General features: G+C 45.8%; 21 protein-coding genes. 8 read left to right on the top strand and 13 right to left on the bottom strand.

Annotated features, from left to right (window positions below; translation table 11 throughout):
- Window positions 1-3 precede the first annotated feature (3 nt).
- The 3 genes from alaS to recA all read right to left on the bottom strand — a co-directional run bounded on the left by alaS (window position 4) and on the right by recA (window position 4,512).
- Window positions 4-2,628: an alanine--tRNA ligase gene (gene alaS / locus CKQ84_RS14450; protein ID WP_105251814.1), complete on the bottom strand. Its 2,625-nt coding sequence runs from the start codon at window positions 2,626-2,628 to the stop codon at window positions 4-6.
- A gap of 319 nt (window positions 2,629-2,947) precedes the next feature.
- On the bottom strand, window positions 2,948-3,370 hold the full coding sequence (locus CKQ84_RS14445; RefSeq protein WP_105251813.1) for a regulatory protein RecX: 423 nt from the start codon (window positions 3,368-3,370) through the stop codon (window positions 2,948-2,950).
- A gap of 74 nt (window positions 3,371-3,444) precedes the next feature.
- On the bottom strand, window positions 3,445-4,512 hold the full coding sequence (gene recA / locus CKQ84_RS14440) for a recombinase RecA (protein ID WP_105251812.1): 1,068 nt from the start codon (window positions 4,510-4,512) through the stop codon (window positions 3,445-3,447).
- Window positions 4,513-4,914: 402 nt separating this feature from the next.
- Between recA and mutS the strand changes: the two genes are divergently transcribed.
- Window positions 4,915-7,485: a DNA mismatch repair protein MutS gene (gene mutS / locus CKQ84_RS14430; protein WP_105251810.1), complete on the top strand. Its 2,571-nt coding sequence runs from the start codon at window positions 4,915-4,917 to the stop codon at window positions 7,483-7,485.
- Window positions 7,486-7,617: 132 nt separating this feature from the next.
- Here the strand turns inward: mutS and rpoS are convergent, their stop codons facing one another.
- From rpoS to CKQ84_RS14380, 10 genes are all read right to left on the bottom strand, one after another.
- Window positions 7,618-8,598 carry an RNA polymerase sigma factor RpoS gene (gene rpoS / locus CKQ84_RS14425; RefSeq protein ID WP_028761361.1) on the bottom strand — a complete coding sequence of 327 codons (981 nt, stop codon included), beginning with the start codon at window positions 8,596-8,598 and terminating at the stop codon, window positions 7,618-7,620.
- 80 nt (window positions 8,599-8,678) lie between these two features.
- Window positions 8,679-9,575, bottom strand: a complete 897-nt coding sequence (locus tag CKQ84_RS14420; RefSeq protein ID WP_105251809.1) for a peptidoglycan DD-metalloendopeptidase family protein — start codon at window positions 9,573-9,575, stop codon at window positions 8,679-8,681.
- Window positions 9,576-9,674: 99 nt separating this feature from the next.
- Window positions 9,675-10,310: a protein-L-isoaspartate(D-aspartate) O-methyltransferase gene (locus tag CKQ84_RS14415; protein WP_028761363.1), complete on the bottom strand. Its 636-nt coding sequence runs from the start codon at window positions 10,308-10,310 to the stop codon at window positions 9,675-9,677.
- Window positions 10,307-11,056 carry a 5'/3'-nucleotidase SurE gene (gene surE / locus CKQ84_RS14410; protein WP_105251808.1) on the bottom strand — a complete coding sequence of 250 codons (750 nt, stop codon included), beginning with the start codon at window positions 11,054-11,056 and terminating at the stop codon, window positions 10,307-10,309. Before surE ends, CKQ84_RS14415 begins: the two co-directional genes overlap by 4 nt.
- The gene (truD, locus tag CKQ84_RS14405; RefSeq protein WP_105251807.1) at window positions 11,053-12,168 is read right to left on the bottom strand and encodes a tRNA pseudouridine(13) synthase TruD; all 1,116 of its coding nucleotides are present in this window, start codon (window positions 12,166-12,168) and stop codon (window positions 11,053-11,055) included. The genes surE and truD overlap by 4 nt, the downstream gene beginning before the upstream one ends.
- 20 nt (window positions 12,169-12,188) lie before the next feature.
- On the bottom strand, window positions 12,189-12,674 hold the full coding sequence (ispF, locus tag CKQ84_RS14400) for a 2-C-methyl-D-erythritol 2,4-cyclodiphosphate synthase (RefSeq protein ID WP_028761366.1): 486 nt from the start codon (window positions 12,672-12,674) through the stop codon (window positions 12,189-12,191).
- Window positions 12,675-12,711: 37 nt separating this feature from the next.
- Window positions 12,712-13,503, bottom strand: coding sequence for a 2-C-methyl-D-erythritol 4-phosphate cytidylyltransferase (gene ispD / locus CKQ84_RS14395; protein WP_173913192.1), 792 nt, complete (start codon window positions 13,501-13,503; stop codon window positions 12,712-12,714).
- 12 nt (window positions 13,504-13,515) lie between these two features.
- Window positions 13,516-13,815, bottom strand: coding sequence for a cell division protein FtsB (gene ftsB, locus CKQ84_RS14390; RefSeq protein ID WP_105253074.1), 300 nt, complete (start codon window positions 13,813-13,815; stop codon window positions 13,516-13,518).
- 174 nt (window positions 13,816-13,989) lie between these two features.
- Window positions 13,990-14,958: a tyrosine-type recombinase/integrase gene (locus CKQ84_RS14385; RefSeq protein WP_105251806.1), complete on the bottom strand. Its 969-nt coding sequence runs from the start codon at window positions 14,956-14,958 to the stop codon at window positions 13,990-13,992.
- A 48-nt stretch (window positions 14,959-15,006) separates the two neighbouring features.
- The gene (locus tag CKQ84_RS14380) at window positions 15,007-15,294 is read right to left on the bottom strand and encodes a helix-turn-helix transcriptional regulator (RefSeq protein WP_105251805.1); all 288 of its coding nucleotides are present in this window, start codon (window positions 15,292-15,294) and stop codon (window positions 15,007-15,009) included.
- Between the two features lie 105 nt (window positions 15,295-15,399).
- Between CKQ84_RS14380 and CKQ84_RS14375 the strand changes: the two genes are divergently transcribed.
- The 7 genes from CKQ84_RS14375 to CKQ84_RS14345 all read left to right on the top strand — a co-directional run bounded on the left by CKQ84_RS14375 (window position 15,400) and on the right by CKQ84_RS14345 (window position 19,979).
- Entirely contained in the window at window positions 15,400-15,672 is a 273-nt protein-coding gene (locus CKQ84_RS14375; protein ID WP_105251804.1) for a hypothetical protein, read from the top strand.
- A gap of 45 nt (window positions 15,673-15,717) precedes the next feature.
- Window positions 15,718-15,891, top strand: coding sequence for a hypothetical protein (locus tag CKQ84_RS23775; RefSeq protein ID WP_158683062.1), 174 nt, complete (start codon window positions 15,718-15,720; stop codon window positions 15,889-15,891).
- A 142-nt stretch (window positions 15,892-16,033) separates the two neighbouring features.
- On the top strand, window positions 16,034-16,294 hold the full coding sequence (locus tag CKQ84_RS14370; RefSeq protein ID WP_254053104.1) for a hypothetical protein: 261 nt from the start codon (window positions 16,034-16,036) through the stop codon (window positions 16,292-16,294).
- 14 nt (window positions 16,295-16,308) lie between these two features.
- Window positions 16,309-16,566, top strand: a complete 258-nt coding sequence (locus CKQ84_RS14365; RefSeq protein ID WP_105251802.1) for a hypothetical protein — start codon at window positions 16,309-16,311, stop codon at window positions 16,564-16,566.
- Complete coding sequence (locus CKQ84_RS14360; RefSeq protein ID WP_105251801.1) at window positions 16,563-17,162, top strand: 3'-5' exonuclease; 600 nt, start codon at window positions 16,563-16,565, stop codon at window positions 17,160-17,162. Before CKQ84_RS14365 ends, CKQ84_RS14360 begins: the two co-directional genes overlap by 4 nt.
- A gap of 307 nt (window positions 17,163-17,469) precedes the next feature.
- Window positions 17,470-19,746 (top strand): replication endonuclease, encoded by a 2,277-nt coding sequence (locus CKQ84_RS14350; RefSeq protein WP_105251799.1) that lies wholly within the window; start codon window positions 17,470-17,472, stop codon window positions 19,744-19,746.
- Window positions 19,743-19,979, top strand: coding sequence for a PapB/FocB family fimbrial expression transcriptional regulator (locus tag CKQ84_RS14345; protein ID WP_105251798.1), 237 nt, complete (start codon window positions 19,743-19,745; stop codon window positions 19,977-19,979). Before CKQ84_RS14350 ends, CKQ84_RS14345 begins: the two co-directional genes overlap by 4 nt.
- Window positions 19,980-20,030 lie beyond the last annotated feature (51 nt).

Below are 20,030 nucleotides of genomic sequence, written 5' to 3'. Positions count from 1 at the left end.
CTCTTAAGCTAGACGCTCAGTAATCCAAGGTAATACTTGAGCCAATGCCGCATCCAGATTTTCTGGCTGGCTACCGCCCGCTTGAGCCATATCAGGACGACCACCGCCTTTACCGCCCACTTGTGCAGCGACCATAGCGACTAGCTCACCCGCTTTGACTTTACCGATCAGATCGTTACTCACACCCGCGATCAGGTTAACTTTCCCTTCCTGCGCAGTGCCAAGCACGATAATGGCCGATTTCAATTTCTGTTTTAATTCATCTTGCAAGCCGCGTAGTGAACTTGCCTCAACGCCGTCTAATTTTTTGATCAGTACGTTAACGCCATTAACTACAACGGCATCGCCCACTAAGTCTGCACTCGCTGCGGCCGCGAGCTTATCTTTCAGCTGCGCCATTTCTTTTTCGAGTTGCTTCATCTTATCGAGCTGCGCTTTTAACTTAGCCACCACTGAGTTTGCATCGCCTTTCAATAAGGCAGCGGCTTCTTCCAGTTCAGCTTGTTGCTGCGCCACATAAGCCATAGCAGCAGCGCCAGTCACGGCTTCGATGCGACGTACACCCGCAGCAATACCTGCTTCAGAGGTGATTTTAAATAAGCCGATATCGCCAGTGCGACCCACATGGGTACCGCCACACAATTCGATAGAGAAATCGCCCATAGTCACAACACGCACTTGTGAATCATATTTCTCACCAAAAAGTGCCATAGCGCCTTTCTCTTTAGCTTCATCTATGCCCATTTCAGCGGTTTTAAGTTCATGGTTACGACGAATTTGAGTGTTAACTAATTCTTCAACTTCTTTTAATTCAGCAGCTTTTACGCCTTCGAAATGGGAGAAGTCAAAACGTAAACGCTCAGGATCAACCAAAGACCCTTTTTGCGAGACATGAGTACCGAGCACTTGACGCAGTGCGGCATGCAGTAAATGCGTAACAGAATGGTTTAACTGTGTACGGTGACGCAGTTTTTTATCCACTTTCGCTTCAATAACTTGGCCAACGCTCAAGCTACCTGTAGCCAAAACACCTTGATGGCCCGTTGCTTGACCATACTTTTGCGTATCGTTTACCGTAAACTCAATACCATTCGCAACCAATTGGCCTTTATCGCCTACTTGACCGCCAGATTCAGCGTAGAAAGGTGTTACATCGAGCACGACAACGGCTTCATCACCCGCTTTGATCGCCGTCACTGACTCACCATTTTGATAAATCGCGGTGACCTTAGCTTGACCCGCTAATTCGGTGTAACCACTGAATGCAGTTTCAGTATCAATTTTCAGCGCAGCGTTATAATCTGCACCAAAGTTACCGGCAGCTTGTGCGCGGCTACGTTGCTCAGCCATGGCGACTTCGAAACCGGCTTCATCGACAATGATGTTGCGCTCACGGCAGACATCAGCGGTCAAATCCATTGGGAAGCCATAGGTGTCATACAACTTAAATACGGTTTCGCCGTCTAAGGTGTCACCTTTCAACTCGTTTAAGGCCGTATCTAAAATACCTAAACCACGTTCAAGCGTACGGGCAAATTGCTCTTCTTCCGCTTTCAGTGCTTTTTCAACAATCGCTTGAGTCTCAGCTAACCCTTTTGCTGCATCGCCCATCACCGCAATCAAAGACGGAACCAGCTTGTAGAAGAAAGCTTCGGTCGCACCTAACTTGTTACCATGGCGAACAGCGCGACGAATAATACGGCGCAGCACATAACCACGGCCTTCGTTCGACGGCATAACGCCATCGGCAATAAGGAATGCACATGAACGGATATGGTCAGCAATAACGCGCAGCGACTTTTCAGATAAGTCACTAACACCAATGACCTCTGCGGCTTTAGCAATCAAAGTACGGAAAATATCGATTTCGTAGTTAGAATGTACGCCCTGCATAATCGCAGCAATACGCTCAATCCCCATACCTGTATCAACCGAGGGCTTAGGCAAAGGTAACATTTCACCCGATGCTTGACGGTTGTACTGCATGAAAACGATGTTCCAGATTTCGATGAAACGATCACCATCTTCTTCAGGACTGCCAGGACGTCCGCCCCAAATATGATCACCATGATCATAAAAAATCTCAGTACATGGACCACAAGGACCGGTATCACCCATTTGCCAGAAGTTATCTGACGCAAAGGCAGCACCTTTATTGTCACCGATACGTATGATGTTCTCGGCAGCGACACCAATTTTTTTATTCCAGATTTCAAAGGCTTCATCATCTGTCTGATAAATAGTGACGCACAGACGTTCCTTCGGCAGCTTTAAGGTTTCAGTTAAAAAAGTCCAGCCCAAACGAATCGCTTCTTCTTTGAAATAATCTCCAAAACTGAAGTTACCTAGCATTTCGAAAAAGGTGTGATGACGTGCTGTGTAGCCAACGTTATCCAAATCGTTATGTTTACCACCAGCGCGTACACAACGTTGAGCAGTAGTCGCACGCGTATAATTGCGTTTGTCCATGCCAAGAAACACGTCCTTGAACTGGTTCATGCCTGCATTGGTAAATAAAAGTGTGGGATCGTTGCCTGGCACTAATGAACTACTGTCCACAACTTGATGACCATTGCTGCGGAAAAATTCGAGGAAAGCGCTTCTGAGCTCTGCTGTAGTTTGATACATGAAATCATCCTGAATTGGGTAAGCATTACCAGCTACGCCTTAGGCTAGCCGTATTTCTATTTGCCCAGCATTATAAGCAGACTAAGGAAGGACGACCAGTCTTGATTGGTGATATACACATCAGGAATTTAATATTTTAGCGTGAATCGCCCACACCAGAGTCACTAGAAGCAAAACGACAGGATAAAGCACAAATAAAGACGGCGTAAGTTTATCGCGGCACGGACAATATTTAAGCAAGTGAGTCTAATGTGAAGTATGAAATTGACAATACCCATTGATGATATTTAGATGAGCTTTTACAGTCTTAGCTCCAAATTTAATAATCTTCATCGAGATCATTGGGATCATTGGGATCTGAATCTAGTGCGTAAGTGATTTGATCGTAGCTAAAGCCTTGGCCCATTAAAAAACGCACTCGTTTGGCCTTTTCCTTTGCGATCAGATCCCGAGCTTTAGAGCCCTTCACTTCTGTTACGCGAGGTACACCGTATTTCTTGGTGGCTTTATCTTTTGCTAGCTCAAACCAGTCACAATCACAATTAACCAAAGCGGCTTCAATACAGTCTTTAGATAAGCCTTTCTGTGCGATTGCTTGGCGGATGCGTATTGCACCGTGGCCTCGACTGATGTGGCTACGCACCAACAGTTCGGCATAACGAGCATCATTAATAAAACCGGAGGATTCGCAAGCATCGAGTACAGGTTCGATATCGTTAAGTTCGAAACCTTTTTCGAGCAATTTATCGCGGATTTGTAAACGGGAATAATCGCGGCGCGCTAACAGCGCGACCGCAATTTGATGGGCTGACTGACTCAGAATACTTCGCCTGTCTCTAAATCAATATTGTCCTCAGTACTATCATCAGCTTTGGCAGCCAAGGCACTCGGATTACTCAAAAGCAACTCACGTAGCGTCTTGTCAATTTCAGCAGCAATAGCTGGGTTTTCAGTCAGATATTTGCCAGCATTAGCACGACCTTGGCCGATTTTGTCACCTTTATAGCTGTACCAAGCGCCCGCTTTTTCAATCAACTTATGGGCTACGCCTAAGTCTACTAACTCACCAGTACGGTTAATACCTTGGCCATAAAGGATTTGGAATTCGGCCTGCTTAAACGGCGCTGCAACCTTGTTTTTCACCACTTTAACGCGAGTTTCGTTACCGACCACTTCATCGCCGTCTTTAATGGCACCAGTGCGGCGAATGTCTAAACGAACAGAAGCATAAAACTTCAGCGCGTTACCACCAGTTGTAGTTTCTGGGTTACCGAACATCACACCAATCTTCATCCGAATTTGGTTGATGAAAATAAGTAAGGTGTTAGATTGCTTTAAGTTACCCGCAAGTTTACGCATGGCTTGGCTCATCATACGCGCCGCTAGGCCCATGTGAGAATCACCAATTTCGCCTTCGATTTCAGCTTTAGGCGTTAATGCCGCCACTGAGTCGACTACGATAACGTCAACAGCGCCTGAGCGAGTTAAAGCATCACAAATCTCAAGCGCTTGCTCGCCAGTATCCGGTTGTGAACACAGCAGGTTATCAATATCTACGCCCAATTTTTTAGCATAAATAGGGTCTAACGCATGCTCTGCATCGATAAAGGCACAGGTTTTGCCTTCACGTTGCGCTGCGGCAATCACTTCTAAAGTCAGTGTTGTTTTACCTGATGATTCAGGACCATAGATCTCAACGATACGACCCATTGGCAAACCGCCAGCACCTAAAGCAACGTCCAGAGACAGAGAACCGGTAGAAATGGTCTCAACATCCATAGAGCGATCTTCGCCCAGCTTCATGATGGAGCCTTTACCAAATTGTTTCTCAATTTGGATCAATACCGCAGCAAGTGCTTTCTCTTTATTTGGATCGACCTTCATTCCTGTTCCCTCATCAAGACAAGCATTAAGCTGTCAAAAGTGATATTCAATTTACAAACGGGTAATTCAAAAAGCCGCGCTTTTTGTCTTAATTCTGCTGACTAGTATACTGTACAATCATACAGTATCAAGACCTGTGACTGAATTATTTTTAGCTGATAGGATTTTTAATATGGCCAAGGTTTTAGCGAATATCAAATCAGATAATAGCTCCCTTTGATCAATATCCATCGTTAAGGGCTCAATTTTCGCTAAATTATTGCTAAGATTGGCGCAACAAATTTTGCGTGGTCTTTTTAGCTGAAAATTGTACAGCAGTCTTCCGCTTCCATAGCGCTTAATCACCCTTAACCACACAAACTGTATCGCCTTTAGGCAGTCACAACGGACGATAACGATTTAATGAATGTAATTGATACCGATGATTTAGAAAAACATACTCCTATGATGCGTCAGTACTTGACGATGAAAGCAGAACATCACGATATGTTGCTGTTTTATCGCATGGGTGACTTCTACGAGTTGTTTTATGACGATGCTAAACGCGCTTCTGAGCTATTAGGCATTTCACTCACTGCGCGCGGTAAAAGTGGTGGCGATCCTATTCCGATGGCGGGACTTCCCTACCATGCTGTGGAAGGCTATCTTGCAAAATTAGTTCAAATTGGTCAATCAGTTGCGATTTGCGAACAGATTGGCGATCCCGCGACATCTAAAGGGCCAGTAGAACGTAAAGTGGTGCGAATTGTAACACCAGGCACCTTAACCGACGAAGCGTTGCTACAAGAACGCCAGGACAATCTGTTAGCCGCGGTTTATCAAGGTAAAGTCGGTTTTGGTTATGCCACATTAGATGTTTCATCCGGACGTTTTGTGATTGCTGAGCTCGACACCCGAGAGTCATTAGAAGCAGAATTGCAACGCACTAATCCCGTTGAAATTCTCTACAGTGAAGACTTTGGCGAACTAGGTCTACTTAACGGTTTTAAAGGCAAACGCCGTCGCCCCGAGTGGGAATTTGATTACGATACGAGTATCAAGTTACTACTGGCCCAGTTCGGTACTAAAGACTTACATGGTTTTGGCATCGCAGATGCACGTTTATCACTGCAGGCTGCAGGTTGCTTGATGCAATATGTCAAAGACACACAGCGCACGGCACTGCCCCATATCAATGCCATTATCCGCTTCAATCAAACCGATAGCATAGTACTCGATGCGGCAACTCGCCGAAATTTAGAATTAACTCAAAACCTTGCCGGTGGCCGCGATAATACCTTAGCGGCAGTATTGGATAATACGGCAACGCCTATGGGCAGCCGTATGTTACAACGCTGGATCCATCAGCCTCTGCGAGATCCTAAGCAAATCAAGGCGCGCCAACAGGCGGTGACTGAACTCCTCGATACCGCAGCCCACGAAGGTTTGCATGAGCAGTTAAAGGCACTTGGCGATATCGAACGTATCATGGCAAGACTCGCGCTGCGTACCGCTCGCCCAAGAGACTTTGCACGTTTACGTCAAGCACTGGGCTTATTGCCTGAATTACAACAGAGTTTAAGTACACTGAGCGCGCCACACACGACTCAATTGCGTCAACACTTAGGTGAGTTCCCCGCTGAGCAAGCCCTGCTTGAGCGCGCGATAGTCGATAATCCACCTATGCTTATCCGCGATGGAGGAGTGATCCGTGAAGGCTACAACAGCGAATTAGATGAATGGCGCGGTCTTAGCGAAGGAGCGAGTGATTACTTAGTACAACTCGAAGCCAGAGAAAAAGAACGTACAGGTATCAACACACTTAAAGTCGGCTATAACCGTGTACACGGCTATTACATTGAAGTGAGCCGCTTGCAATCCTCGCAGGTACCGCTCAATTATCAACGACGTCAAACCCTTAAGAATATGGAGCGTTATATCACGCCCGAACTTAAGGAGTACGAAGAAAAAGTGCTCTCGAGCCAAGGTAAAGCGCTGGCACTCGAAAAGCAGTTATGGGAACAGTTGTTCGATCTTATTCTGCCAAAATTGCATGAATTACAAGCTTTTGCTCGAGCGGCGGCTGAGCTTGATGTGTTGAGTAACTTTGCTGAGCGCGCCGAAACCTTAGGCTACACTTGCCCAGAGCTGCGCCAAGATATCGGCGTACAGATAGAGGCTGGTCGTCACCCAGTGGTGGAGCGTGTCAGTCAAACACCGTTTATCGCTAACCCCGTGACCTTGCACAATCAAAGACGTATGTTGATTGTGACTGGACCTAACATGGGCGGTAAATCGACCTATATGCGCCAAGTCGCCTTGATCACGCTGATGGCCCACATTGGCTGTTTTGTTCCAGCAGATCGCGCCCTGATTGGCCCGATTGATCGCATCTTTACCCGTATTGGCGCATCAGACGATCTGGCCTCTGGCCGCTCAACCTTTATGGTAGAAATGACTGAAACTGCCAACATCCTGCACAATGCCACTGCCAGTAGTTTAGTGTTAATGGATGAAATCGGCCGTGGAACATCCACCTATGATGGTTTATCGCTAGCTTGGTCGGCGGCGGAATATTTAGCCCAGCAAGTCGGGGCTATGACCCTATTCGCCACCCATTATTTTGAATTAACTCAATTGCCTGAGCTAATGACAGGCGTGTATAACGTGCACTTTGATGCCATTGAGCATGAAGATACCATCGCCTTTATGCATGCGGTACAGGAAGGCGCCGCCAGTAAAAGCTACGGCTTACAAGTTGCGGCGCTTGCCGGCGTGCCAAACAAAGTGATTAAAGCAGCGAAACATAAATTGCAGCAATTGGAGAGTCGCGATCACCAACCAGAAGGAACGAGGACGCCCATTCAAAGCTTACTCGCTTTACCTGAACCGGTTGAAAATCCAGCTTTGACTAAATTAAGTAGCATTAATCCCGATAACTTAACGCCAAAACAGGCGCTTGATTTGCTCTATGAACTGAAACGCTTGAGCTAGACATCAGGTGATCTAAATAAAAGCCTAAAAATAACAACGCCCACTCTATAGTGGGCGTTTTACTTTATGACGTGATCTCACACTAAGTACATTTTCTGGATAGCTTCTCTGAAAGGCACCAGAAGACAGATATTAGTTTCTAAATAAAGCTTCAACAGATAAACCTTGAGAACCCAATAAATCACGTAAGCGTTTTAATGCTTCCACTTGGATTTGACGAACACGTTCACGGGTTAAACCAATTTCAGCCCCAACATCTTCAAGCGTAGAAGGTTCATAACCTAACAAACCAAAACGACGGGCTAATACTTCTCTTTGTTTTGTGTTCAACTCGTTAAGCCATTTCACCACCGAGTTAGAGATGTCTTCATCTTGCACTTTATAGTCAGGGCCAACACTATCATCATCGGCCAATACATCTAATAATGCTTTCTCGTTATCGCCCCCCAAAGGCGTATCAACAGAGGTAATTTTTTCATTCAGCTTAAGCATGCGGCTCACATCAGAGCTAGAAACTTGCAGTTTTTCAGCAATTTCTTCCGCTGTAGGTTCATGATCCAGTTTTTGTGCTAATTCGCGGGCTGTGCGCAAGTATACGTTGAGTTCTTTAACAACATGAATCGGCAAACGAATAGTACGAGTTTGATTCATGATAGCGCGTTCAATCGTCTGTCTGATCCACCAAGTCGCATAGGTTGAAAAACGAAAACCTCTTTCTGGGTCAAACTTTTCTACGGCACGAATTAAACCTAAATTACCCTCTTCGATAAGATCGAGCAGTGCTAAGCCGCGGTTATTGTAACGACGTGCAATTTTTACGACGAGACGTAAATTACTTTCGATCATGCGATTACGGGATTTTGCACAACCTTTTAAGGCCTTACGGGAAAAGTAAACTTCTTCTTCTGCGCTAAGAAGTGGGGAAAAACCAATCTCACCTAGATAAAGTTGAGTAGCATCAAGATTTTTTTGCAGGTCATCTTGGACCTGTTGTTCTATTCCTAGCTCTTGGACTAGATCGGTGGCAACTTCTTCTTTTTCAAGATCAAAGTCTACGGTTTCTACGGAAAAATCTACTAGTGCTTCTGCGGCAGTGCTATTTATGCGGCTCATGATCAAATCTCCCAAACCTAATTAAACTGCTGAATTAGTGCAATTTCCTATCCTCCATTTGCCAACAAGGCCCCAAACAATCATTGTTTAGGTAAATAAGTAAGTGGGTTTACAGACTGTCCATGGTAACGAATTTCAAAATGTAACATTACCCGATTGGCACCTGTATTGCCCATTTTTGCAACAGTCTGCCCTGCGAGGACATGTTGCTTTTCTTTGACTAAGATCTTGTCCGTATGAGCATAAGCACTAAGGTAATCGTCACTATGTTTAATAATCACTAAATTACCGTAACCCCTAAGAGCACTTCCTGCGTATACCACCCGCCCATCTGCAGCAGCTTTGATGATATCTCCCCGATTTCCCGCGATCTTAATACCTTTATTTCCCTGCTCATTGGCAGAATAAGTTCCGATTAACTTCCCTCTTACTGGCCACTGCCACTGACTCACACTGGCTGGCAGTGTTGAGGTGGGTGGAACCATTAGCTGGTTAACATTTTGTTGGGAACTTGTTACAAGGTACGCGGGCTTAGCTTTCTGATCAAGTGTTTTTTTCAGATCGTTACTTGACTTAGCATTAGACTGATAAACCTTATCATCTAATTGTTTTTTATCACTTTTACTTGAGTTAGCATCTAAATCACCCGTTATATTTCCATCTAAAGTCGTAGATTTTGATTGGTTACTAGATTTAGCATTAGTTAAATATAAAATCTGTCCAGGGTAAATTGTATAAGGGTTATCTAATTGATTAAGTTTAGCTATTTCAGAAAAGTCTTTCCCTGCAGCCCAAGAAATAGAGTAGAGAGTGTCACCTTTTTTAACTTTATATGAATTCGATTTAATGTGGCCTTTGCTATTTTTAGAGTAGCTATGGGAAATATTTTCGACGGGTGCGGGTCTGCTGGCCTGAAAGCTACAGCCTACAAGCAGAAATATAAAGCAAAGGTTTAAGAGTAAACCCGCATTCAACAATAAAAACTCCTTGGTAAGGTTGTATTACTGTTTATGATGAAAAATGACGCCTTCTGTGCAAAACAAGCACTTCGCTTAACACAGTAGCACAACACAAGGTTAAGCTAACTCTCCATTAATTAAAGGTACAAATTTAACCGTTTCAATGGTTTCAGAACTAAAGCGGTCAGCAGTGCGCGTAATACGCATCAATTGTTGAGTATCCTCTCCCACAGGTAAGACTAACACCCCTCCATCAGCCAATTGAGACAGCAAAGCTTCTGGTATAGTCGCCGCCGCCGCAGTCACCATAATGGCATCGAACGGACTACGATTAGCCCATCCCAACCAACCATCACCATATTTGAACGACACATTATGCAAATCTAATCGTTTTAAACGCTGTCTTGCCTGAATTTGTAAACCTTTGATCCGTTCGATAGTACAAAGCTGAGGCACCAATTGAGCCAAAATGGCTGCCTGATAGCCCGATCCCGTCCCCACTTCTAGCACTCGCTGTGGCATCTTGTGCAGTAAGAGTTCGCTCATACGGGCAACGATATAAGGCTGCGAAATGGTTTGCCCTTGTCCAATTGGCAAAGCCGTATTTTCATAGGCTTTATGGGCTAGCGCATTATCGAGAAACATTTCTCGCGGCGTATGCGATATCGCCTTTAACACGGCTTGATTACGGATCCCCGCATCTTGAAGCTTTTTAGCTAAATTCACCGCCGATGTTAAGGCAACTCGAGTCATATTTTATCTACCCAATTTTGCAATGCCGTTAGTTGTCCGTAGGCGGTTAAGTCAACCGTCAAGGGCGTAATTGAAACATAGCCATTGGCGATAGCATGAAAATCAGTGCCCTCTGTGGCATCCTGCTCTTGTCCTGGTGGACCAAGCCAGAAGATTTCACGTCCGGCAGGATCTTGCGTTCGCACTATGCCTTCGGCCTTATGACGAGCGCCGAGGCGAGTCACTTTGATCCCTTTAATTTGATCAAGTGGCAAGTCAGGCACATTCACATTTAAGATCTGATCTTTTGCCAAAGGCTGGGCCAACAAACCTTGAACTATCCGCCGAGCATAAACAGCCGCCGATTGATAATGTTCGAATTTACGGCCATTAAGCGAAATCGCTATTGCAGGAAAACCTAAAAAGCGTCCTTCCATCGCGGCGGCAACCGTCCCCGAATATAAGGTGTCATCACCCATATTTGCCCCCGCATTGATGCCAGACACCACCATATCAGGTTCGCCATCACATAATTCTCGGATAGCCAAATGGACGCAATCTGTCGGTGTACCGTGAACGGAAATATAGCCATTATCTAACCTATTAATTCTTAATGGATTAGTCAAGGTTAATGAGTTGCTCGCACCAGAGCAATTTCGATCCGGCCCCACAGTCAGCACAGTCGCAATTTCAGCCAAAGCCTCAGATAAGGCTTTGATACCTGGAGCATTAATCCCATCGTCATTGCTAACAAGGATACGGATCATGACTCTGCTTCAGTCTTAACAGTATCAATGTTAGCCACTACGTTAGCGTTAATTACCTCAGGCGCAGGCTCCTGCACCAATGTAGCTTGCCATTGCTGCTCTTTAACATCTTGATAATTAACCAACTCTCTCAATAACGATGTTGCAAAACTGCCCGCAGGCAACACAAACTCCAGCACTAAGCCATCGGCGGTTTGTTCGTATTTAAGGCCTTGGGGCTCAAGCAGTAACGGACGGCGTTCTTGCTCTAATCCGGCGTGCTCTAAACCATAGCAATCGTCAGCTAACTCACTCATGGCTAAGGTTTCCACCGCAGCAGCTTCACCTTGGGGTAACATCATGCCGCGCCCCCACAATGGTGCAGAAAGTTGAATGTCTTTTTCAATCAGACGCTTCAATACGATGAGATCCCATTCAGGCGTAACAAAGAAGCTTTTGCTGCCCGCTAACATCACACAATCACCCGCTAAAGGCTTAGTGCCATGGTTGGCTAATCGGTACGACACTACAGTGTTAAACAGATTTGAGCGCACGGCAGACAAATACATGCTGCGCTTATTTCTGTCTTTCACTTTTTTACCCGCCATCATTTGGCGACCAAACACTAAGTTTTTGCCATCATGACCAAAGCGCTGCTCACCAAAGTAATTGGGCACGCCCACTTGAGCGACCTTTTCGATACGAATGATAATGTCTTCCACTTGGGTGACATTTCTCAGGGTAAGAATAAAGCGGTTACCGACTAAGGCACCAATTCGCAGTTTCTTGCTGTGGCGGCTGCTCGACAATATGGTCAAACGATCGCTATTGAGCTCCTTCCAAGTAGGCGTTTCTTTACCTGGAATACGCACCCCGAACCACTGTTCTGTGATGGCATTTTTATCTTTTTGCCCAGCGTAGGTGACTTCCTTTGGATGCACCTTAGCGAACTTAGCGATCATTTCAGCGACTTGTACTGTATTTAGCCCTTCTTTGCGTACATGCAGCATATGATGTTCACCTTCACCCGTCGGGCTAAAAGGCAAAATCTCTTTCACGATAAAATCGCTATTTTGGGTTCTTAGATCTGCTGTACCTAAAGGCTTACCATACAGATAATGTAATTCGCTCATGGGACTTTTTTACTCTTAAGTTAATCGTGTTTGCGGGCCATAAGTACCACGGCTTCTACCGCAATACCTTCTTTACGCCCGGTAAATCCAAGCTGTTCAGTCGTGGTCGCTTTGACATTAATATCGTCAAGTTCCGCGGTTAAATCGGCGGCTAATATCTGGCGCATTGCCTCTATGTGCGGTGCCATTTTAGGAGCTTGGGCTATGATAGTGACGTCAAGATTACCCAGCACAAAGCCTTTCTCCCTCGCTAAAGCATAGCAATGACGCAGCAATACGCGGCTATCGGCACCCTTATAGGCGGCATCGGTATCGGGGAAATGTTTGCCTATGTCACCGAGCGCTAAAGCACCGAGGATGGCATCGGAAATCGCATGCAGTACCACATCACCATCTGAATGTGCGACTAGGCCTGTTTCATAGGGTACTTCCACGCCACAAAGGATAAGTGGCCGCGCCGCACCAAATTTATGCACATCGAAACCATGGCCGATACGGATTTTCATTTAATATTCCTAACGTATTATTTTACTTTGATTATGACTATTTAACGGCACGCATCAAAAACAGTTCGGCTAGCCCTAAATCGTCGGGATGCGTTACTTTTATATTATCAGCACGGCCCGAAACGAGTCCGGGTGATATCCCCGCCCATTCCATCGCCGAAGCCTCATCTGTGACTACCGCACCTGCAGCCAGAGCCGCATTGAGGTAATGTTTTAATTGCTGCGCTGGAAATAACTGCGGCGTCAATGCATGCCATAAATTATCGCGGCACACAGTGGCACTGATTTCACCCTGTTTATTCGCGCGCTTCATGGTATCGCGCACAGGCATAGCCAAAATAGCGCCTTGGGGGAATTGCACTCTGGATGCGAGTAACTTGTCGATATCCGTCGCGGTTAAACAAGGTCTTGCCGCATCATGCACTAAGGCCCAACTGTGCTCGGGCGCAATTTGCAGCGCCGCCAACACAGAATCAGCGCGCTCACCGCCACCTATTACTGTAATCAATTTAGGGTGCACGGCCTGTGGCAAGGTATCGAAGATAGTATCGTTCGAATGTAAGGCAACGATCACTTGAGAAATGTGCGGATGGGACAAGAGCTTATCTAAGGTATGAGCAAGAATACTCTGGCCGCACACCTCAAGATATTGCTTAGGTCTGTCGGCGCCCATACGGCTACCTATGCCCGCAGCAGGAACGATGGCAACCACAGCTTGAGTGACATGCTCAGCTTGGCGCTGCAATTCAATTTGTGTTACCAGATCAGATTGACTATCGGGATTGGATTGTTCATTTAATCCAAGATCTAAATGTCCTAGCTCTGTCATCCTAACTCCATATTACTGAGATGGACTCGATACCGAGCGCTCACCACCCACGACGCGATAGAAGGTCTCGCCTTCTTTAACCATGCCAAGTTCGTTGCGTGCGCGCTCTTCGATGGCTTCTGTACCACTTTTCAGATCGATGATTTCTTCCTTCAGCACTTGGTTACGCTCATTGAGTTTGGCGTTACCTTCTTGCTGGGCGGCAATTTGTTTTTGCAGAACGAAATATTCAGGAAGACTATTACCTCCCGACCAAAGACGGAATTGCAGTACACCGAGTAGCACTATGAGTGCAATGACAAAAAATTTCATGGAGGAATTAGCGTCAGTATCTTGGATTAAAAAAATATACAGCAGATAGTACAACAAAAAAGGCCACCAAGTGGTGCTTTTTTATGTTATTTAAAATCAGCTGCTTATCTTACATTTCAACGATTTAAGGCGATTTCCTTACCGCAGGAAACCGCCAAAAACCACCTATTTTGGTCAAATTATGGACATTGGCCTAAAGGTGACAGCGTCTTGCAAGTGGTCTGGCGCTAAATGCGCATAGGCCATCGTTTGCTCAATTGTACTGTGACCAAGGATTTTTTGTAATGTCAAAATATTCCCCCCGTTCATCACGAAATGACTAGCGTAAGTATGCCGTAGGACATGCGCCGCCTGCCATTTTGGTAGTTCAAAACCTAAACTCTGGATAATCTGTCGAAACTCAAGGTACGACACATCAAACAGCTTGCCGCTCTTACCTGTATACAATTCTTTGAACAATTCAGCCGTAATTGGGATCGTGCGATTTTTACCGTTCTTGGTATCCACGAACGTCACTCTCCCATTTGCGAGTTGACTGCCTCTTAAGTTGGCTGCTTCACTCCAACGTGCACCAGTGTCAATGCAAACTTTCGCCACTTTAAGCGAGTCACCGTCTAAATTGTTCAGCAAGGTTCTTACCTCATCAATAGATAAAAACCCCATTTCTCTTGGCTTAACCTTCATCTTCGTTAACCCTTTAAGAGGATTTTCGCCCTGAAAGTCATCGGCTTTAATTGCTACAGTGAACACGCTGCTTAATAGCATTTGGTCACGGTTAATTGTGTTGGCACTCGTTCCATTAGCCGTTAGTTGATGGCGGTAGTCCAACCACTGGGCTTTGCCAAATTGATATACCTTCAGGTAATTAAGCAATTTATCAATACGCTTTAAGCGCCTAAAATCCCGATCGCCACTTTTCAAATATTGCCCGTGTCGCGAGTACCACGACTCAATAAGCTCTGAGAGTGTTCTGCTATCACGCGGCTTATCAACCCAATCATTGCTATTTCGAGTTGAAACCACCCAGCGTTCATATTGCTGCGCTTCCGCTTTAGTCTTAAATGACTTGCGGTAGCGTTTACCATTTCGCCCTTGCGGACGTACATCGACCATATAACCGTTAGGGGTTGTCTTAATTGACATAATAACCCCCTTGCTTGCCCCAGCGATAAAACGCTGTAGCCGCAATAATTAAGCCTTTTTCCCTACAGATTGTAAGGTTTCTTGCGTGTTTTGAGTTGAGAAAACCGGGCAAACTTGCCCTACACCCGGCTCAACATTTCCTGAAAGTAGCCAGACAAGATACTTATTAAATACCTTACTTTCTGAAAACTTTACAAAAAACTTACTGGCAGGTTCACGCTTCCCACTTATGTATCGCTCAATAGCAACAAGAGACATGTCCATCTCTTCAGCAAATTGTCTTTGTGACATTCCTTCCTCCTGAATCACATATTTCAATCTTTCACCAAAATTCATATTGATCTCCAACCGAATGGTAGGTAAAGTACCAACCAAATGGATGGCACTCCATAAAACCCGCCTAGCCCCAGATAGGGCTAAACCTGCTGAGGATACATGAAAATGTTGAAGAAACCAGAAGAAACACAAGTAGATGCCGGCCGCAAAACGGTGATTTTGCAGCCTGATATGTTGCCACTGACGTTAAGCGCCTACGCCCGTCGAACTGACCAAACCCTAAAAGCTGTTCAACACCAAGCCGCATCAGGATTTTTGCCAACCATGCGCATTGATGGCAGCAAGCTGATTTATGTGAATCAAGCGCAAATGGTTCTGTCGTCACTGGATGCTGCTGGTTGGAATGTCATCACGCCAAATAAGAAATATTCAATATAACCGAACGATTAAGGACAAGGACGTGAATGCAAAACGGGAGGACATATGAGTTACCGCCACATACCAGGCACCACAATTGAAGTGCCCGACTGGGTACACGTCCCAGCATTTTCAGAATTTAGCCAAAAAAAAAGAGACCGTAATCGGTTTTTAATAAGTGAATTACGCAAGAAGTATTTTGGAAGTAAGAAAGAAAAAGCAGAAAAAACAAAGCCATAACCGCGCTAACAGTTATGGCCTATATCACTTAATGAGGACACACCAAATGATGACAAGAAGCATAGCAGTAACTCCCCCTTTAATTCAAGCACCCGCCCTAATTTTGTCGGCGCTTACCACAGCGCAGGAGGCTAATGCCTTTATGAACCAATTTAATTTCGACCTTAACAATCATTACCACAGCAGCATGCGCCGCCTAATGGTGGATGTGCATACCCGCCATGGTGATGCGCTTGCGGAAGCAAATCCCATCAGTGCAGCACGTTATCGCGGTATGGCGCAGGGACTTGAACGTGTTGCGCTATTGGTGCTGGGCGATTCCTTTCTATACCACGCGTGTAGCGAGCTTGGCGATGAGCTTGAGCGGCTACATGAAGAAATGATGGTCGAGGCTGAACACTAAAAGCAGGGGGATATATGAAATTAGCCAATATTGAATTATCAGAAATCCGCATCACTGCGCTTTATGTCGTCACTTGTTTTACATGTGGTAAAGAGCTGCGAATAGAGTCAAGAGAAGCTGAAATCACGGTTAGCGACGCCGTCTCTATGGTGTCGGCACAGGGTTGGCACAGCTACGAAACTGACAATGAAACCTGCAGTGCCGCATGCCCTAATTGCATCAAAGAAGTTCGCGAAAACTTAACCGAAACAACTGAGGAACCAACAGCATGAAACAGCCAGAAAGCTCAGGCTTAACTCAATACAAATTAGCCTCAAGAACTGCAGCACAGTACTGGCTTGATAATGATGCAGTAATTTTTGACACTGAAACCACTGGCCTTGATTGGGGTAGTGAAATTGTTGAAATCAGCATTATCGAAGCACACTCCGGTTTGATACTGCTAAATACCCTTGTTAGACCAGTAAAATTAGGCGGTATCCCACCTGAAACAACCGCGATTCACGGCATCAATAATGAAATGGTTGAAGATGCACCGTTGTTTATTGAGATTGCCGACAGCATTGCGAGCATCTTACAAGGCCGGATGGTTATTGCTTATAACGCTGCGTTTGATAAAAAAATGCTATTTTCATCAGCTGCTTATTTCACTAATTACACGCTAAATCTTACACATGATTTTCACTGCGCAATGCTGGCCTACGCCCAATTCAAAGGCGATTGGAACCACGGACACGGTGATTTTAAGTGGCACTCGCTAGTTAATGCAGCTAAGCAGCAAGGGATTACGCTCGAAGGAACGGCGCACCGTGCGCTATATGACTGCCAGCTTACCCGCGAGCTAATACTAAAGATGGCGGCTGAGTAATGGCTAAATCACATTTGTTTGCGCATTTACTCAGGCACTTTCGCTCTCGTCGGGAAGACCTGCCGACTCGGTTTCGGGAGCATCACGAGGACCCAACTGAGCTGAGTTTAATCAGATTAGCCGAGGTATTTGGCGCGCTAGATTGTCTTTATTGGCAGTCGCTTGGCTGTGGCGAGGTGTTATTGGCTAAAAAAATCGCTAGAACGATTAAGGAGCCGTTCGAGGTTTTTGTGGCAGCTAGTCACGTTTCAACCGTTACTCCACATAGCAACTTCAGTAAGACAACGAGTGGGAACTGTAACCCTCAATGAGTTTGCGAACCTCTTCTAATCCATTTCCCTTCAAACGGCGTTTGCAGCATTTGCCAACGCCGTTAACGGATGCACTATTAGCCACGTTTACTCACGAGACTGTGGCACAACCCGCTGCCGACTTATGGCAAGATGATAAGGCAGTTGTTCGTGAGCGAGTAGATACCACCCGCTTATATCAGCCGATATTTGACTACAAGTCAGAATATTTTACCGCAGCAAAAGGCTTTGAAATGCTGGCCCCGCTATCTTTTCACGTCCGCAATTTCATTCAAAACAAATACGACAAAGCCTTTAAACATAACGGCACCATGGGTGGACTAGCATATTTACGCAAAACCATTGAACAGTTATTAGTGGTCTGGCATAAGTACCCTTTCCATCAAGTTTCGGGCATGAAATTCATCAAGCGCCCAGAACAAGAACTTGATGATAGTGATAACACCGAAATAGATCCTGAAGCTCGCTCATTAGTGACGGCCTCACCCTTTAGTGCTTTTCGGATATTGAGACATCGCAAATCTACCGAACTCACCCAACTAGCTGCTCAACTTGCTGACGCTTGCATGGTGCAAGTGAAAGCCTTTGCATCTGGCGCGCCAAGTGACATGGCTTATTTTGAGGCATATGACGCTGCTGCTGAAATCTGCAAAACGTGGGGAATCGTACCGCCGTACTGGAACGCAGCACATCGTGATCATATTGATGAAGCCGCCGAATGTGCCATATTGCGCATGACCTGCGCCAAATGGTGGGGCAAAAAACTTTTAAAACTACGCGATCAGTGTTGCGAACACCTATGCCTAAGCGTTGGCTTAGTTACCAAGAAAACCCCCTTCATCAGTGATGAATGCTTTAGCGAATGGCAGTCACAACAACGAACAGCTTTGCAATGGCTAGAAAGCACCATAATTGAAAACGATGACGGTGTAATTCTTCCATTAATCGAAGCCGCTATGGCGGGTAACGCTAACCCTGCAAACCGTGTGACCGAACTTATTGTTCGCAATCGAGGCTTAGAAGAAATAGCGGACGCAGCTGGCATGATATCTCTAGCCGTAACCCTCACCTGCCCCAGTAAATTTCATTCAATCTCGCTCAAGTGGGATATCGGCAACGCCAAAAAAGCCCAGAAACACTTAGTCGAAACCTTTGCCAAAATGCGCTCTGCGCTTAGCTACCGAAAAATCCCATTTTTAGGGTTTAGGGTGGCTGAGCCGCACAAGGACTCTACCCCACATTGGCATATGGCATGGGTGATAAGACCGGATGATGAGGATACGGTTAAAGACATCATCACTAAGTATGCCTACCAAGTTGATGGCGATGAACCGGGTGCGGCAAAACACAGACTTAAGATTGAACACATCACGAAGCAGAAAGGTGGCATTGCAGGTTATTTCATTAAATATTTGCTTAAAGGCATACCGGGCGATCATATGCACGGCCAAGGCGAACTTGATCTTGAGTCAGGCCAAACCATTGAGGCGGCTTCTGCGCGTGTTGCAGCGTGGGCGAGTCGATACGGCATCAGGCAGTACCAGTTTTATGGCGCTGAATCCGTTCAGGTTTGGCGAGAATTACGCAGACTAAAAGTGGGGCCACAATCCCCAGAAATTGAAGCGGCAAGGGCCGCGGCATGTAGCTCAGATTGGAAAGGCTTTGAGGAAGCCATGAAACATGCCCAACTTTCACTTAATTATGAAGTCACCCCGGAAGGTAATCAGTACGGCGAAGCCACTAAGCGAGTGCAAGGCATTAACGGTATCGCCTTTGGTGAAAAACGGCTAATCATTACACGAGGCGAGCGTTGGAAACTACGCAAAGCAACCGAAGATGAACGAGACGCCTATAAAGAACTTAAGAAGCGCCGCAAAGACTTATTCACGGTTAACCGGGCTATGAATGCAGAAAGCCGCCTGTCCCGCAAAGAACTCAAAGACGCGATGCCGAAGTGGAGCATGTCGCTGTTGCCTTCGGCTTTTGGCTCTCCTTGGACGTGTAGGAATAACTGTACAGACCCTGTTTTGGAGGAGGTTGATAGCCGAATTATCAGGCACCTTGCACAGGTGGGGATTACTGACCCTGCCAACATTGAACGGTTATTGTTCGATGGTTGTCGGGTGATGGATGCCGATGGCGGCGAATGGTGGGTTGATGATGGCCAGCTGCGTAACAAGCCGTATCGATATCACGAAATTAGAGATCTTACGCTCGATGAACTCGTCTCCGAAATGCAGATGAGGGGAAAAACTATGGAGTATTCAGCATGAAAACACTTATCCAAGGTTGTGAAAGTGCGGAGCAATTTGAAGTACTGCTTAAGCTGACAGGTATCACCAGCGAAAACAAAAAAAATGCGCTGCGCGCTTATTTGGTCAAAGGGTTCCCGGCGAGCCGTTGTTATGCCAGGTTTGGTGTAACCCAGCAGCATTTTAGCAAGGCGTTAATGCTGCTCAACAAAAAGGCAGACTTGGCGATGCAGTATGCGGTGCGGGTTCAATAGATCTTACCCTGTTGATAAGGTAAACGCTAATTAACACCAGATAAGTAGTGT

The organism is Shewanella sp. WE21 (genome assembly GCF_002966515.1).
GTDB lineage: Bacteria > Pseudomonadota > Gammaproteobacteria > Enterobacterales > Shewanellaceae > Shewanella > Shewanella oncorhynchi.
Note: the sequence above shows the minus strand (reverse complement) of the source record. Positions and strands in the feature narration are given on the sequence as shown.